The sequence below is a fragment of the Rhodanobacter sp. MP1X3 genome, from assembly GCF_014207165.1.
GTDB lineage: Bacteria > Pseudomonadota > Gammaproteobacteria > Xanthomonadales > Rhodanobacteraceae > Rhodanobacter.
In genome coordinates this window covers 187,061-202,727 of the sequence record NZ_JACHCO010000002.1, presented here as the reverse complement: position 1 = coordinate 202,727, position 15,667 = coordinate 187,061, and the positions used below count along the sequence as shown (strand labels likewise).

The 15,667-nt window shown below is 62.3% G+C and carries 15 protein-coding genes; 11 read left to right on the top strand and 4 right to left on the bottom strand.

Going from position 1 to position 15,667, the window contains the following annotated elements; translation table 11 throughout:
- Positions 1 to 5 precede the first annotated feature (5 nt).
- From HDE79_RS07350 to HDE79_RS07325, 6 genes are all read left to right on the top strand, one after another.
- Positions 6 to 1,508 carry an NAD(P)H-hydrate dehydratase gene (locus HDE79_RS07350; protein WP_184601298.1) on the top strand — a complete coding sequence of 501 codons (1,503 nt, stop codon included), beginning with the start codon at positions 6 to 8 and terminating at the stop codon, positions 1,506 to 1,508.
- A complete protein-coding gene (tsaE, locus tag HDE79_RS07345; RefSeq protein ID WP_184601297.1) occupies positions 1,495 to 1,995 on the top strand; it encodes a tRNA (adenosine(37)-N6)-threonylcarbamoyltransferase complex ATPase subunit type 1 TsaE in 501 nt (166 codons plus the stop codon). The genes HDE79_RS07350 and tsaE overlap by 14 nt, the downstream gene beginning before the upstream one ends.
- Positions 1,996 to 2,229: 234 nt before the next feature.
- On the top strand, positions 2,230 to 3,771 hold the full coding sequence (locus HDE79_RS07340; protein ID WP_255488323.1) for an N-acetylmuramoyl-L-alanine amidase: 1,542 nt from the start codon (positions 2,230 to 2,232) through the stop codon (positions 3,769 to 3,771).
- Between the two features lie 92 nt (positions 3,772 to 3,863).
- Positions 3,864 to 5,684 carry a DNA mismatch repair endonuclease MutL gene (gene mutL / locus HDE79_RS07335; RefSeq protein ID WP_184601295.1) on the top strand — a complete coding sequence of 607 codons (1,821 nt, stop codon included), beginning with the start codon at positions 3,864 to 3,866 and terminating at the stop codon, positions 5,682 to 5,684.
- 68 nt (positions 5,685 to 5,752) lie between these two features.
- Positions 5,753 to 6,679, top strand: a complete 927-nt coding sequence (locus HDE79_RS07330; RefSeq protein ID WP_184601294.1) for a DUF1684 domain-containing protein — start codon at positions 5,753 to 5,755, stop codon at positions 6,677 to 6,679.
- Between the two features lie 76 nt (positions 6,680 to 6,755).
- Positions 6,756 to 7,133 carry an MmcQ/YjbR family DNA-binding protein gene (locus HDE79_RS07325; RefSeq protein ID WP_184601293.1) on the top strand — a complete coding sequence of 126 codons (378 nt, stop codon included), beginning with the start codon at positions 6,756 to 6,758 and terminating at the stop codon, positions 7,131 to 7,133.
- 1 nt (position 7,134) lies between these two features.
- On the opposite strand, the gene HDE79_RS07320 is transcribed toward HDE79_RS07325, so the two are convergent.
- Entirely contained in the window at positions 7,135 to 7,917 is a 783-nt protein-coding gene (locus HDE79_RS07320) for an enoyl-CoA hydratase-related protein (protein ID WP_184601292.1), read from the bottom strand.
- A 170-nt stretch (positions 7,918 to 8,087) separates the two neighbouring features.
- Between HDE79_RS07320 and HDE79_RS07315 the strand changes: the two genes are divergently transcribed.
- Genes HDE79_RS07315 through HDE79_RS07305 form a run of 3 tightly spaced genes read left to right on the top strand, consistent with a single transcriptional unit; the run spans position 8,088 to position 10,546 of the window.
- Entirely contained in the window at positions 8,088 to 8,828 is a 741-nt protein-coding gene (locus HDE79_RS07315; protein WP_184601623.1) for an FKBP-type peptidyl-prolyl cis-trans isomerase, read from the top strand.
- Positions 8,829 to 8,882: 54 nt separating this feature from the next.
- A complete protein-coding gene (locus tag HDE79_RS07310) occupies positions 8,883 to 9,695 on the top strand; it encodes a CoA pyrophosphatase (RefSeq protein ID WP_184601622.1) in 813 nt (270 codons plus the stop codon).
- Positions 9,692 to 10,546, top strand: a complete 855-nt coding sequence (locus HDE79_RS07305) for a sulfurtransferase (RefSeq protein ID WP_184601291.1) — start codon at positions 9,692 to 9,694, stop codon at positions 10,544 to 10,546. The genes HDE79_RS07310 and HDE79_RS07305 overlap by 4 nt, the downstream gene beginning before the upstream one ends.
- Positions 10,547 to 10,561: 15 nt before the next feature.
- Here HDE79_RS07305 and HDE79_RS07300 read toward each other — a convergent pair whose 3' ends face one another.
- The 3 genes from HDE79_RS07300 to HDE79_RS07290 form a co-directional block, all read right to left on the bottom strand.
- On the bottom strand, positions 10,562 to 11,332 hold the full coding sequence (locus HDE79_RS07300) for an enoyl-CoA hydratase/isomerase family protein (RefSeq protein ID WP_184601290.1): 771 nt from the start codon (positions 11,330 to 11,332) through the stop codon (positions 10,562 to 10,564).
- 22 nt (positions 11,333 to 11,354) lie between these two features.
- Positions 11,355 to 12,818 carry a DUF4139 domain-containing protein gene (locus tag HDE79_RS07295; RefSeq protein WP_184601289.1) on the bottom strand — a complete coding sequence of 488 codons (1,464 nt, stop codon included), beginning with the start codon at positions 12,816 to 12,818 and terminating at the stop codon, positions 11,355 to 11,357.
- 212 nt (positions 12,819 to 13,030) lie between these two features.
- Positions 13,031 to 13,801, bottom strand: a complete 771-nt coding sequence (locus tag HDE79_RS07290) for an IclR family transcriptional regulator (RefSeq protein WP_184601288.1) — start codon at positions 13,799 to 13,801, stop codon at positions 13,031 to 13,033.
- A gap of 228 nt (positions 13,802 to 14,029) precedes the next feature.
- Here HDE79_RS07290 and fucP point away from each other — a divergent pair, with 228 nt between their 5' ends.
- The gene (gene fucP, locus HDE79_RS07285; protein WP_184601621.1) at positions 14,030 to 15,304 is read left to right on the top strand and encodes an L-fucose:H+ symporter permease; all 1,275 of its coding nucleotides are present in this window, start codon (positions 14,030 to 14,032) and stop codon (positions 15,302 to 15,304) included.
- Positions 15,301 to 15,648: an L-rhamnose mutarotase gene (locus HDE79_RS07280; protein WP_184601287.1), complete on the top strand. Its 348-nt coding sequence runs from the start codon at positions 15,301 to 15,303 to the stop codon at positions 15,646 to 15,648. Before fucP ends, HDE79_RS07280 begins: the two co-directional genes overlap by 4 nt.
- The last annotated feature ends 19 nt before the right edge of the window (positions 15,649 to 15,667 follow it).

Genomic DNA, 15,667 nt, shown 5'->3' with positions numbered 1-15,667 from the left:
TCCGGATGCCCAATTCCCTTCACAGTCGAGATCTCTACACCGTCGAGCAGTTGCGCGTGCTGGAGCGCAAGGCGTTTGCCGCGCTGGCGGTTTCCGGTACGGACCTGATGCGTCGCGCGGCCAGCGCCGCCTTGAACAGCCTTCGACGGCACTGGCCCGAGGCTCGCCGCATCAGTATCTACTGTGGCCCAGGCAATAACGGTGGCGATGGCTTTTTGCTTGGCGTGCTGGCACGCGAGGCGGGACTGCAGGTACAGATCATCGCACTGAGCGACGCCTCGCATGGTGACGCGGCCTTGGCGCGAGCAGCCTGGGAAGCCGATGACGGCCAAGTGCACCGATGGAGTTCGGACGACACCGCACTGCCTGCCGCCGATGTGCAGGTGGATGCGCTGTACGGCATTGGTCTCAATCGTGCTCTGGAGTCATCCATTGCGACGCTGATCGAATGCATCAACGCGATGGATGCCCCCGTGCTGGCGCTCGATGTGCCCTCAGGCATCAATGCCGACAGCGGTCGGCACCTTGGCGCAGTGGTGCGGGCAGATGTCACGGTCACGTTCATTGCCAACAAGCGCGGGCTGCACACTGGCCAGTCCGCTGACTATGCAGGGGTATTGGAGGTCGCAACGCTGGGTGTGCCCGAGGATGTCTATGCCGCGGCAAGACCCGATGCGCAGTTGCTGGCAGTGGATTCGTTGCCGCCGCGTCCTCGCTATGCCAATAAAGGCAACAACGGTCACGTGCTGGTGATCGGCGGCGACCATGGCATGGCTGGCGCCGTGAGAATGGCGGGTGAGTCGGCCCTGCGGACGGGAGCCGGCCTGGTCAGCGTGGCAACACGCGCGGGGCACATAACGGCGTTGAATGCGGCACGTCCGGAGCTGATGGCGCATGAGGTCGATGGGCCGCAGACACTGGAGCCATTGCTCGAACGCGCCAGCGTGATTGCACTGGGACCGGGTCTCGGCAAGGGTGCATGGGGTCATGCGCTGTGGCTGACTGCGCTGGATGCCAACAAGCCACTTGTACTCGATGCCGATGGGCTGAACTTGCTCTCGCGCGAGCACCGCCAGTTCGCTGTGGCGACCGTGTTGACGCCGCATCCTGGCGAAGCGGGGCGTTTGCTGGGCATAGAGACGAAAGATATCGAACGCGATCGCTTTGCCGCCGCGCGCGAGCTGGCCCACCGTTACAACGCCGTGGTGGTGCTCAAGGGATCGGGAAGCCTGATTGCCGATCCGTCTGGACGTCTGGACGTCTGTCCTTGGGGCAACCCCGGCATGGCATCGGGCGGCATGGGCGATCTGCTGACTGGCATCATCGCGGCTTTGCTCGCACAGGGTTGCGATGCCTGGCAGGCGGCTTGTCTGGGCGTTGGATTGCATGCGCGGGCAGGTGATCATGCTGCCCGACAGGGTGAGCGTGGTTTGCTGGCTACGGATCTGCTGCCGGCACTACATGCTCTGGTCAACGACCCGCCTGCCCATGAGCATGCCCATGTCTGAAACATTGGCAGGCGAACCGCAATGGGCGCTACCTGACGAGGACGCCACCCGTGCGCTGGCTGTTCGGGTGGCCCGCGCGCTCGATGAAGGGATGGTGTTCTATCTATACGGTCCCTTGGGCGCGGGCAAAACCAGCTTCGCGCGGGCCTTGCTGACGGCGCTGGGTGTCGGCGAGCGCGTCAAGAGCCCCACTTACAGTCTGATCGAAGGCTATGTCGCAAGAGGGCGGCCTGCGTGGCATCTGGATCTGTATCGGATCGCAGATCCCGGCGAACTGGAGTGGCTAGGTTTGGATGCGCTGAGCGATCCGGCAGCGCTGGTGCTGGTGGAGTGGCCCGAGCGCGGCGTCGGCGCCTTGCCGGCGGCTGACCTGGAATGGCATCTGGTCTATGCCGGTGATGGTCGGCACGCAAGGGCGCATGCGCTCACGGCGCGTGGCGAGCGGCTGCTGGAGCAGCTGAACTGGACGAAGCTCGACGGCGTATGACCGCGGCAGAAAAGCTTAAGCGCTGATTTTCCTTGAGTTTCGCCGTAAACATTCTCGGGCAACGATCCTTTCGTAATGCGTAGCTTGCAATCGATAACTTGATATGGCCTGACGAATAGCCTGCAGGTTACGGATAAACAAAGAAAAATGCTGTTGCATTCGCGCAGGGACTGCGCTTCAATGCGGCTTATGAGGGCATACCTGAACAAGATGGGTGGATTCGCAGTCGCGATTATGGCGGCCGCGCCGCTTTGCCTGACTCACGCCGCTGATCTCAAGGGCGCTCGTGTCTGGGCTGGCCCCGAGTACACCCGCCTGGTTATCGATGCCGCTGGTCCGTTGAACTACAAGGTCACCCAATCGGGCGATCAACTCATGGTCGACCTCGCTGATAGCAAGGTCACAGATGGTTTCGCCGATCCCGCCGGGCATGGCCTGTTTCACGGCATGACTCACGGGCAGCGGGGTGGCCGGTTGCAGCTGACGGCCAAGATCGATCCGAACAGTCGTTTGAAAAGTTTTGTTTTGAAGCCGACCAGCGGTTCGGATTATCGCCTTGTGCTGGATCTGTATCCCGGTACGGCACCGACTGGACCGGTGATGCCGCACAGCGCGGTGGTCGCGGAGCAAGTGCCGAGCGATGATTCGACCGATGCAGCGAAGACTGTCTCGGCCGACGTGCTCAGCGAGCCGGAGCCGTCCGCGGTTCCCACTCCCGTTCGGACCTCTCGCAGCTCACGCAACAGCGGCACGTCCGCCCGTGACGCAGCTGCCATGCTCGGTGGCCAGCGCAAGGTAGTGGTGGCGATCGATGCCGGTCATGGTGGCAAGGATCAGGGCGCGCATGGCCCGGGCGGCACGCTGGAAAAGAACGTCACGCTGGCGGTCGCCCGCGATCTGGCCGCACTGATCAACCGCCAGCCGGGCATGAAGGCCGTGCTGACCCGAGACGGCGACTATTTCATCGAGCTGACACAGCGCTTCAAGATCGCCCGCGACAACAAGGCCGACCTGTTCATTTCGATCCACGCAGACTCTTACACCAGCGACGATGCCAAGGGTTCATCGGTGTGGGTGCTGTCGCCGCGTGGCAAGACCAACGAGGCGGCTCGCTTTCTAGCCGATCGCGAAAACGCCGAACTGATCGGTGGCACCACGCTGGATGACAAGAGTGACGATCTGGCTAAGGTATTGATGGATTTGCAGCAGAGCTGGGCTATTCAGGCAAGTGACACGATTGCCGGCAACGTGCTCAGGGCGCTGGGCATGCTTGGCCCGACCCATCGTGGCTACGTCGAGCAGGCCAACTTTGTGGTGCTGCGCTCACCGGACGTGCCATCGATCCTGGTCGAGACCGCCTTTATCAGCAATCCATCCGAGGAGCGCAAGCTGCGCGATCCCGACCATCAGGATCAACTCGCTGCCGCGGTGATGAGCGGCGTCAAGAATTATTTTGAATCCACGCCACCCCCGGGAACCTGGTTTGCGGCGCAGGCCGCACGTCGCAATGGTGGCGATCTCGCATCGACGGGAGGGCCTGACAAATCGGCCATGGCACTGGCGGATGCCGATGACGATAGCGGGACCTCCCAGGCCAGCAGCGACAAGCCACGTTCGTACGTCAAGGCGCGCGATATGCATCGTGTTGGCCCGGGCGAAAGCCTGCGCAGCATTGCCAACCAGTACGGCGTCAGCGTCAGCTCGCTGAAAAGCGCCAACCAGATCAGCAGCAACAGCGTGCGCGCTGGCACCATGCTGGCCATTCCGACAAGCTGAAGCCGCTTCAGCGGAAGCGGGCCTTTGACCCAATGAGGTAGTAACCGACGTCGCCGCTTTCATGCCGCTCGCCGCTCGCTTAAGCTTGACGGATGTCGATCATCCGCCTGCTGCCCCCCGAACTCATCAATCAAATTGCTGCCGGTGAGGTCATCGAACGGCCTTCCTCGGTGGTCAAAGAGCTGGTGGAAAACAGCCTCGATGCTGGCGCCAGCCGTATCGAAGTGGATATCGAAGCCGGCGGCTCGCGGTTGATCCGGGTGCGCGATGATGGCGACGGTATCCGTGTCGACGAACTGCCGTTGGCGGTGGCGTCGCACGCGACCAGCAAGATTGGCAGTTTCGATGATCTGGAACACGTCGCCAGCATGGGCTTTCGTGGTGAGGCGCTGGCGTCCGTATCGTCGGTGTCACGTTTTGCCATGACTTCACGAGTGCGCGGACAGGACGCGGCATTTCGCATCGAGGTGGATAACGGCAAGCTGCAGGCGGCACGCCCGGCACAACACCCGTCTGGCACCAGCGTCGAAGTACGTGATCTGTTCCACAACGTGCCGGCACGGCGAAAATTTCTGCGTGCCGAGCGCACCGAGTTCGCGCATATCGACGATTTGCTGAAGTCGCTGGCACTGGCGCGCAGTAGCGTCGAATTCCGGCTCAGCCATAACGGCAAGCCGGTGCGCATCTGGAAATCCGCCGATAGTGAACAAGCCGCACTGCAGCGGGTTGCCGAAGTGCTGGGTGACGAATTTCCAGGGCAGAGTCTGCGCATCGATCATGCAGCGGCTGGCCTGCATCTGTCTGGCTGGGTTGGTTTGCCGACCGCGTCGCGCGGTCAGGCGGACTCGCAGTATTTCTACGTCAACGGTCGGCTGGTGCGCGACCGCATCGTTGCCCACGCGGTGCGTCAGGCTTATGCCGACGTGCTGTTCCACGGGCGCCACGCGGCGTTCGTGCTGTATCTCGAGCTCGATCCGGCCGGTGTGGATGTCAATGTGCATCCGGCCAAGCACGAAGTGCGCTTCCGTGAGCAGCGGCTGGTCCATGATTTCCTTTATCGCACCCTGCACGAAGCGCTGGCGCAGACGCGGGCCGGGCAGGTGGCATCCAGTGCGCATTCGGATGACGGTGCGTTGACGATGAGCACGTCGGTTGCCCCGCCGACCGCCTACGCTGCGCCGTCGGCGTGGTCGGGCAGTTTCAATCAGAGCCGATTGAGTCTTGGTGTGCGCGATGCACCGTTGGCGGAATATGCCGCACTGACAGGTGAGCCAGCACGGTATTCGGAGGTGGCCTACGCGCCACTGCCTGCGAACGACGACAGCGAAGCACCACCGCTCGGCTTTGCGATTGCGCAACTGAAGAACATCTATGTGCTGGCCGAGAATGCGCAGGGTCTGGTGCTGGTCGACATGCACGCGGCGCACGAGCGCATCACCTACGAGAAGCTGAAGAGTGGTCGCGCCGGTAGCAACCTGCGTTCGCAGCTGCTGTTGGTGCCGCTGAATATCGCCGTGAGCGCCAAGGAAGCCGTGGCCGCAGAGGAGCATGCCGAGGCGCTCGCCGAGTGGGGCCTGGAGTTGTCACGCAGCGGTCCGTCGGGGGTGGTGGTGCGGCGGATCCCGGCATTGCTGGAAGGTGCCGATGTGGCACAGCTCACCCGCGACGTACTCGCCGAACTGGCCCAGCACGGCAGTTCACGCCGGTTGCAGGAATTGGAGAACGAACTGCTGTCGACCATGGCCTGCCACGGTTCCGTGCGCGCGGGCCGGCGTCTGACCATGCCCGAAATGAACGCCTTGCTGCGCGAGATGGAGGCGACCGAACGTTCGGGCCAATGTAACCATGGTCGACCCACCTGGACGCAGCTGAGCGTGACCGAGCTTGACCGGTTGTTCATGCGAGGCCGCTGATCGCGCGGCTTGCGCTGCGCTCAAATCGCCAGCGATACTCGGCGTTCCATCCGATGCGGATTGCCCCCATGTTGCGTCACGCCCTTGTTGCCCTCGCACTGTTTTCCGGAGTTGCTGCCGTGCACGCCGAATCCCCCAATGTTCCCGATTCAACTACCGCGTACACGCAACAGATCCAGCAATTGCGCGCGGCGCGCGTTGCGCGACTGAACGCGCCCAGCGGCTGGCTCAGCCTGATCGGACTGGAGTGGCTGAAGGTTGGGGACAATCGCGTCGGCGCAGCCGCCGACAACGACATTGTGCTGAAGGCCGGACCGGCGCATCTGGGCACAGTGACTGAGGGCAAGGACGGCAGCCTGCACATCGTGCTGGTCAAGGACAGTGGCGCCACCATCGACGGCAAGGTGGTGACCAGCGCGGCGCTGATCGACGACGCGCATGCCACCGGCGATACCCATCCAACGCTGGTGAGTTTTGGCAATGCCAACTTCTACGTGATCGACCGCGATGGCCGCAAGGCGCTGCGCGTGAAAGACAGCGATGCGGAGACGCGCAAGCATTTTCTCGGCCTCGACTATTTCCCGATCGATCCGTCGTGGCACATCGTGGCCGACTGGGTGCCGTTCAATCCGGCGCACAAGATGGAAATCGGTTCGGTGATCGGTACCATCGACAAGGTCGATGTGCCTGGCAAGGCGGTATTCAAGCACGACGGCCACACCTACGAGCTGATGCCATACCAGGAAGAGCCCGGTGGTGATCTGTTTTTCGTGATTGCCGATCGCACCTCCGGCAAGGAAACCTATGGCGCTGCACGCTTCATGGATGTGCCGTTACCGAAAGACGGCAAGGTGATCCTCGATTTCAACCTGGCCTACAACCCACCGTGCGCGTTTACCCCGTATGCCACATGTCCGTTGGCGCCGCCGGAAAATCGCCTCGATCTGCGCGTAACGGCCGGTGAGGAAAAATACCGTGGCGGCCATCCGCACTGATTGTCGTATCGGCGATACATGCTCGATGACAAGACTCATCGAGCAACAGAAGCTCGCGCAGAATTAGGCAGACGTCATGACGTCCTGGCAGGTGGCGCACGAACTCGCGTTGTCATTGCCTGATGCGGAAGAGCGCGATCACTTCGGTAGCCCATCGTTTCGTGTCGGCGGCAAAATCTTTGCCCAGCTATCGAAGCAGTCATCCAAGCATGATCGCGAAACGCCGCGTGCCCTCGTCAAGTTGTCCATGGCGGATCAGGCTGCGCTGACCCTGTCCGATCCCGAGACGTTTTCGTTGGTGCCGTCTTGGGGTCAACATGGTTGGACGTATATAGAACTTGCCACGGCCGATACGTCGATGCTGCACGATTTGCTATGGCAGTCCTGGCGACTGGTGGCTCCGAGAAAATGGATCGCTGCTCACGAAGCCCGCAATAGAGACTTCGTGCGATGACTCAGCGCCCTACGAACGTGGCTTTGCGCTTCTCCAGGAACGCCGATGTGCCTTCGCGCATATCTTCCGTGGAAAACGCCAGCGCGAAGCCCTGCGTTTCGAACTCCAGCCCCTGGTCGATCGCGGCTTCTCCACCGCTGAGTACGGCGTCGAGAATGCCGGCAGCGGCCAAAGGTGCAGCGTTGGCGAGTTGATCGGCCAGCACTGCAACGGCTTCATCCAGCGCGTCGGGCGCAACCACGCGGGTAACAATCCCGAGTTCATAGGCACGTTGGGCGTTGATCGTCGCGCCGGTGAGGCACAGTTCCAGCGCGGCACCGCGGCCTGCCAGCCGCAGCAGGCGCTGGGTGCCGCCGAAGCCAGGGATCAGGCCGAGATTGATTTCAGGCTGGCCGAACCTGGCTTTCTCGCTGGCTACGCGCAGATGGCAGGCCATCGCCAGCTCCATGCCGCCACCCAGGGCAAATCCCTGGACTCGCGCGATCACCGGCTTGCCGAGCCGCTCGATCGAGCTCATCAGACGTTGGCCGGTGCGCGAAAATGCCAGCGCCTGCGTAGGCGTGTAGCCGTTCATCTCGGCGATATCAGCACCAGCGACAAAGGCTTTTTCACCCGCGCCAGTCAGCACGACGACTCGAACGCCATCGTCCTGCGCCGCCTGCGCAAACGCGATGGTCAGCTCATTGAGCGTTTCGCGGTTCAGCGCATTCAGTTTGTCCGGGCGGTTGACGATGATCGTATGCACGGCGCCGCGGTGGGTGATTTCCAGGTTGCGAAAGGCCATGAGCAATCCCAATGGAGACAAAACCGTGATGTTAGCAGTGGGAACCTTTGTAACCGGGGAGGTTCTTATCCCCGAACGTTATCGCTGCACGATTGCCGCGAACCGCTTACGATGTCGCATCCAGGCTGGCTGTGATGATCAGGCTGGCCGTGACGACAGAGAAGGGCTCGATGGAAAAATGCACAACACATTGGCGCTGGATCATGCTGGGCTTGTTTCTGCTCAGCGGCTTGGTGTACGCGCAAGGACGCCCACCCGATGCTCTGCCCGCATCAGCAAAACTCGACAAGGCCAAGCTCTCCTATGCCATCGGCTACCAGATCGGCGACCAGTTCGCTGACGGCAAACCGGATGTGGATATTCCCACGCTGCAGCGCGCGATTCAGGATGCCTACGCCAAGCGGCATCCAGCGGTTCCGATGCAGCAGATGCATGAACAGTTGCAGTTGCTCGCCCAGCAGATGCATGCGAACGCACTGACCGAATACAAACATATCGCCGAGGACAACGCGCGCAAGAGCAGTGGCTTCATGACGGCAAACGCCCAGCAGCGCGGCGTGGTGCAGCTGCCATCGGGCATCCAGTATTCGGTCATCAAGAAAGGCGCAGGCACGGTCAGTCCCGGGGTAACCAGCACCGTGGTGGTGAATTACCTTGGCATGCTGATCGACGGCACCGAGTTCGACAGCACCTGGGCGCACGGTGCGCCGGCGACCATTACGGTCGACAAGATGATCCGTGGCTGGCAGGACGTGCTTCCGCGCATGCACGTCGGCGACCGCTGGAAGGTGGTTATTCCACCGCAGCTGGCCTACGGCGAAACCGGTGCGCTACCGCGCATCGGCCCGAACGAGGCACTGGTATTCGAGATCCAGCTACTCGACATCAAGCCGCAGTCGGATACGCCCTGATTCGGGTCACCATGGCTATGTTGTGAGCTGATGAACAGCGCCGCTGGTGGTAGCATGAAGGCGATGTCCAACGCCTACAAACTCGTCTCGGCAGCCCCGCTTACTCCTTGCATCGGCGTCTGCCGACTGGATGGTCGTGGTCTGTGCGTTGGCTGCCAGCGAACGGGTGAGGAAATCGGTCGCTGGGCTCACATGAGCGACAGCGAGCGACTGTTCTACATGCGCGATGTTCTTCCCACGCGGCAGACAACGGCGATGAAAGATGATGCCCTGACGCCTCTGCTGGCCGCGCTGCATCCGCTGTCCTTGCCGCCGACCGCGCCGGGTTGGAATCACGACGACATGACCGCGTTGCTCGGTACGACGATACGCCAGCCAGCTGCCGTTTTGGTCGGGTTTCGCGAAGGTGTGCAGCCCCGGCTCGTGCTGACGGTGCGTACCGATCATCTGCAATCGCACGCCGGCCAGGTAGCGTTTCCAGGTGGTCGCAGTGATCCGGAAGATGGCAGCGCCATCATCACTGCATTGCGTGAAAGCGAGGAAGAGATCGGTCTTGCCCGTGCCTTGGTCACCCCATTGGGTTATCTCGATTGTTTCGAGACGATCAGTGGCTATGTCATCACGCCAGTGGTGGCGCGCATTGCGGCCGACGCGCAACTGCATCCGGCACCGGATGAAGTGGCCGAAGTATTCGAGGTGCCGCTCGCCTTCCTGCTGGAGCCATCCAACCTGCGCCGTTATACGATGGAGTTTCGTGGCCATCGACGTCCGATGGTCGAGTTTGTGTACGGCGGCCATCGCATCTGGGGTGCCACCGCATCCATGTTGCTTAACCTGCTGCAGCGAATGGGTATGGCACACGCATGAGCCTGCGGACTACGCTGATCGATGCCGAGAGTCTTTCGAGGCTTGCGCCGCACGGTGTACTTATCGTCGATTGCCGCTTCGATCTTGCCGATCCCGCCAAGGGTGAGCGTGAATATCTGGACGGCCATATCCCTGGCGCCGTTTACGCCAGCCTCGATCGCGATCTGTCCGATCTTTCGCGTCAGGTCGAGGGTCTGGGGCGGCATCCACTGCCGCTGGAATCCGCGCTAAGCCAGGTACTTTCGCGCTGGGGTTGGCAGCCTGGCATGCAGGTTGTCAGTTACGACGTGGCCGGTGGTGCGCTGGCTGCTGCCCGGCTGTGGTGGTTGCTGCGTCTGGTCGGTGAAAAAAACGTCTCTGTGCTCGATGGTGGCTATGCCGCCTGGCAGGCCGCCGGTTTGCCGATCGAAAAAGGCGAAGCCGCGGCACGAACTGCCAGCGAGGTATCGCTGCGGTTCGACGCGAGCTTGTTGCTGGATCACACGCGGTTGCCCGATGCGGTCGCCAAGGGCGCATTGCTCGATGCCCGCGCCGCGCCGCGTTACCGTGGTGATGTCGAGCCGCTGGATCGCGTCGGTGGTCATGTGCCCGGTGCGTTGAACCGCCCGTTTGGCGACAACCTGGACAGCGACGGCCGATTCAAATCGGCGGCCCAGCTGCGCGATGAATTTGTCGCCGTACTGGGCTCGTCGACCGACCCGTTGAACGTCGTGCACATGTGCGGTTCGGGCGTGACTGCCTGTCACAACCTGCTGGCAATGGAGCATGCCGGTCTGCATGGCTCGCGGCTCTATGCGCCATCGTGGAGCGGCTGGATCAGTGATCCAGCCCGGCCAGTGGCGAAAGGTTGAGCGGGTAACTTCGCCTCAGCTTTTGCTCTTCAGTCGTGCCACCAACTGCTGCAGTACGGCCTGTGTTTGTGGACGGAAGAAGCCTTCGACAAAACCGTCCAGCGGCAGTGCATCAGGGTTGGCATAGGTCGTGAGAAGATCGGCACGGGCGATAGCGCGAGTGGCGAGCATCGCCTCGGATGGCAGGGCGAGCAGTTCGTTCAACCAGTGGAGCGCACGCACAGTGACCTGGTCGACGCCGGTCGTTTCGTCGACAAAGCCGCAGGCTAGCGCCTCGGCAGCATCGATCATCGCCCCGGAAACCAGCAGCCGCTCTGCCCGGTAGGCGCCGACGACACGGCGCAGCGCCATCTGGATGTTTTCGGGCACGGGCAAGCCCACGCGCACTTCGTTGAGGCCGATCTTGAACGGGCCTTCCGCCATCACCCGGTAATCGCAGAACAGGGAAAGTACTGCGCCGCCCGCCGGACTGTGTCCGGTGATGGATGCCGCGACCGGTACCGGTGAGCGCGCCAGCGCGGCGCAGACCGCAAAGAATTCCCGCCAGAATTCATGCACGCCGGCACGGTCAATACCAAGCAGTGAAGGCACGTCGGCGCCGGCGGAAAACATTCCCGGTGCACCCGACAGCACGATACCGCGTGCGCCTTTGGCAATGCTCTCATCAATGGCTGCATGCAGCGCGCGCAGCATGTCCAGATTCAGCGCATTGACCGGCGGCCGGGCCATCTGGATTTCGCTGATGATGCCGCCTGCCGTGGCGTCGTGAGAGATCAGGTTGAGCATGGCCAACTCCTAAGGTGATTGCCTATTGTGGCTGATCATTCGCCGTCCAGGAGTAATGCACGGCATAGTCCAGGGTGGCCTTGCCATTGGCCGGCACTTCCAGTTTGAACTCCAGCGTGTCGGTGGTCTGCTGGCTGGGTTTGATGCTCGACGAAGCAAGCGTCCACTGACGCCAGCGGTTGGGATGCTCGCGCACGGTCACGGTGCGGGGGCTGTCGCCGGCGTTGCTCACGACAATGCGGAATGCCTCGTCCAGTGTTCGGCCTGCTTTGTCGACGCTGAAATGCGTTCGCGTGCGCTCGGCGCGCAAGTCGAACGCGGTGCCCAGCGTGATGCTGGCATCGCTGCCTTTGGGCGTGTCGTTGATGCGCCCTTCGCCGATGAATTGCGGTGTACCGTTCTTGTCCGCCGTCAGCACGCGCAGGTAGCCGGCGGGCAGGCTGTCGAAAGCGCGCAGCTTCAACGTGCTGATGATGGCATTGCCGCTGTCTTGATTCAGATCCTCGTTAAGTACTGGCTGCGGTGGTTGGTAGCTGTTGCCGCTTTCGAACAGCGCGGTACGCTCGCAATCCATCGTGCGCGTGGCGTACAGCGGTACCTGGCTCACGCTGCCATCGGGCAGGTCGACGGCGCCAGGCAGGGTATAGCTCCTGTAGTCGGCCAGGGTGGATTGCTCCGGCATCGCCTCAGCACTGGCCATGACGCGGGCGGCTTTCATCATCATCGGTCGCGGTGCGGATGCTTTGGCGAAATTCGGTTCGCCGGCGATCAGGGTGAGCTTGCTGTCTTTCCAGTCACGGCCGCTGCGGTTGGCGATGCTGGCATGTGATTCGAACTGCATGCGGCATGTGTTGCCCGGTTGCAATGTAGCCACATAGGCCGCACGCCAACCGAGGCCGGACGTGGGATAGCTGAGTACGGCGTTGGCAGACCCCGAGCGCGATGCGTCTATGCGCAGACTCAGGCTCGATCCGCTGGGAAAGTCCGTGCCGGTGGTGCGCACGCCGGCATAGCTGGTGATCAAGGTCGTGTTGCCGGCGCTATCGCGGATCAGCAGGCCGTCACCGGCGCGCAGCAGGGTGCCGCTGGCCAGCGGCTGGCCGCTGCTGCCAAGCACCTCAACCGTGTGACCTGTAAGCCCGGTCAATGCCGCGCTCTGTCCCTGCGCCAACAGCAGGCGTTGCGAGAGCACCTTGGCATCACCGCCTGGAAAGCCCAAGGCCAGGGCTTCGGCATCCAGCGAGGTCGGCAGATCGCCAATCACCACATCGTGGGTGCCGGCCGTGAGCATCAGCGCACGCTGCTCTTGCACAACGGCATAGCCCCCGTCGATATTGCCGTCGCCGCTGCTAGCATACAGCGATGCGTCGTCGCTGCGATAAAGGGTGAGCTCGCTGCCATCGGCGGCATGAGCGGGGCTGATGCCGGATACGCCGACGAAACCGGCGATGGCAAGGCCAAGGATGGTGCGCTGCGCTGAAAACATCGGGTGGACTCCCTCGAGAAAGCCGACGCTCATCATAACGACGACGCGTGAACGCTGTCCGTTCGGAACGCGGCAAGGAAACCACTTTGCGATTGGCCGGATTGATCGACAACATCGCTACCGCGCGCCGGCCTCCGCCGATCATCGGCCTTCTTGCAAAGGTCCGCGAAAATGGCCTGGAACCCTCCCGTGAGAGAGCGGGCGATCAGCCGCTACTTGGCATCGGACCCATACAGCAGGGCATGCGAGATATCCGTCGTGGCCTGCTGCAGGTACTTCAGCGTGAAGTCGATCGTCTTGGAGGCGGTACGGCGTTCGATGAATGGCACGGTCAACGCACACACTGCGCGGTCGTGTTCCATGATGGGCGCGGACAGATCGGTTACCCCGTCCACTTCGCGGCTCGCGTGACTGGCGTATCCCTGCGCGCGTATCAGCAGGATGGACTTCAGGAGCTTCTTGCGATCAAGGTTCGGCTCGCTCTCGGCGATGATGCCCAGCCAATGCTCGCGGATAGGGTCACTCTGCCAGCTCAGCAGCACATGGCCGGAGGCTGACTGGGCCATCGGTCTGCGGTGCCCGATGCGCACTACCAGGCCCACGTCGCCAGGTGGGTCGACGCGGGCGATTACCACGATCTGGTCGCCCGATGGCACCACCAGGTGGCACGACTGGTCGATCTGATCGGCCAGTCGATGCATGATCGGCAGCGCCGTCTCCACGGCACTTTTGACCGGTGGCTGTTCCATGCCTAATCGAAACAGCCGCGGCGTGATCGAGTAGCCCGAGTCGCCGTCGCCTCGGCTGATGTAATCGCGTTCTTCCAGCACCTGCAGCATGCGGAATATTTCGCCTCTGGATCGCCCCACGCCGTCGGAAATGTCCGCAATGCTCAGTGGTGCATGGGCACTGGCGAGCAGCTCGATGATGTCCAGGCCCTTGTCCAGGGCGGGAGCGCGATATTTGGGCGGAGCCTTGGGCATGGTCGTCGCTGGTGTGAGGTGAAGAAGGGACAATTCGAGCCGAGGATTGAGTGAAAAACCCGATCAGTTTACGCAGATGTGCGCTGAGCGGTGAACGTATGCTGCGCTGCATCTTGTCATGCCGGTGAATATTTGTTTCATATATGCACAGAAGAGCCCTGGCTGTCATTCTTAGCATGACAGCCTGTTTATTATCTGGAGCAAGGCATGCCGCAGGCGAGTGAAACGATGGGGTCGGCGTCGGCCGTCCGGAAGGCTGCGACCGGTGGCTTGGCGCTGGCCCTGGTCGTCAGCTTGTTCTTCCTGTGGGGGGTGGCGAACAACCTCAACGACGTCCTCGTTGCCCATTTCAAGGCGGCCTTCACCCTCTCCGATCTGCAGGCCGGGCTGGTGCAGAGCGCCTTCTATCTGGGTTATTTCCTGGTGGCTGTACCGGCCGGTTTGTTCATGCGTCGATTCGGCTACAAGGGCGCGATTGTGTTCGGTCTGCTGCTCTACGGCATCGGTGCGCTGCTGTTTTGGCCTGCTGCGGCCTCGGCCAATTACAACAACTTCCTGCTGGCGCTGTTCGTGATTGCCGCTGGACTGGCGTTTCTGGAGACGTCGGCCAACCCACTCGTAACCTTGTTGGGCCCTGCCGAGTCGGCGACTGCCCGGCTCAATCTCGCGCAGGCGTTCAATCCGCTGGGTTCCATCACTGGCGTGCTGATCGGTCAGTTCTTCATCTTCTCCGGCACAGAACACACGCCGGCGCAGCTCGCCACAATGTCTGCTGCCGAACACCATGCCTACGCGGTCTCCGAGGCCGCCGCGGTGCAGTGGCCTTATCTGATCATTGGTCTGGTGGTTATCGGTTGGGCGGCGCTGATCGCGGTCACCCGATTCCCCAACGCACGCCCGCCAGCAGTTGACGATGACGCGCACGCTGGCGTGCCGGTGCGCTTGCTGGGCGACGGCCGTTTCATGGCCGCTGTCGCCGCGCAGTTCTTTTACGTGGGTGCCCAGGTGAGTGTGTGGAGTTACCTCATTCGTTATGTCCAGGCGACCATGCCGGGGACCACGGCACGCCTTGCGGCCAACTTTCTCACCGCCTCCCTGGTGTGTTTCATGGTCGGTCGGTTTGCCGGCGCCGCGCTGATGAAATACGTCCGGCCCGCGCGGTTGCTGGCGGCATTTGCACTGATCAACATTGCACTGACCGGCATCGCGGTATGCCTGCCTGGCGCGGTCGGGGTGTATGCCCTGGTTGCCTGCAGCTTCTTCATGTCGGTGATGTATCCCACCATCTTCGCCATGGGTGTGGAGGGGCGCAACGACAACGAGCGCAAGTTCGGCGCCTCGGTGCTGGTGATGGCCATCATCGGTGGCGCCGTGCTGACGGCTGCGATGGGCGCGGCCTCCGATCTGGCCGGTATCGCTCACGCCATGCTGGTACCAGGCATTTGTTTCGTGCTGATCCTGCTGTTTGCCATCCGCCACGGCCGCCAGGTGGATCGCGCATGAGGCTGTATTTCGCGCTGGATTTGCGCGACGACGAAGCGGCCATCCGCGAGTACGAGCAGTGGCACCAGCCCGACCGCATATGGCCGGAGATCGTCGCCTCGATCCGCGCCGCGGGTATTGACGACATGGAAATCTTCCGCACCGGCAATCGGCTGGTCATGGCGATGGAGGTGGGTCCGGCATTCGACCCCGTTGCCAAGGCCGCCGCCGATGCCGCCGATCCCCGCGTGCATGCCTGGGAGCAGATGATGGAGCACTTCCAGCAGGCGCTGCCGTGGGCATCGGCGGGTCAGAAGTGGGTGCCTATGGCACGCATCTTCAGCCTGCGGCAGTGTGGCGACTGAACCGGCGCGGGCTAGGCAC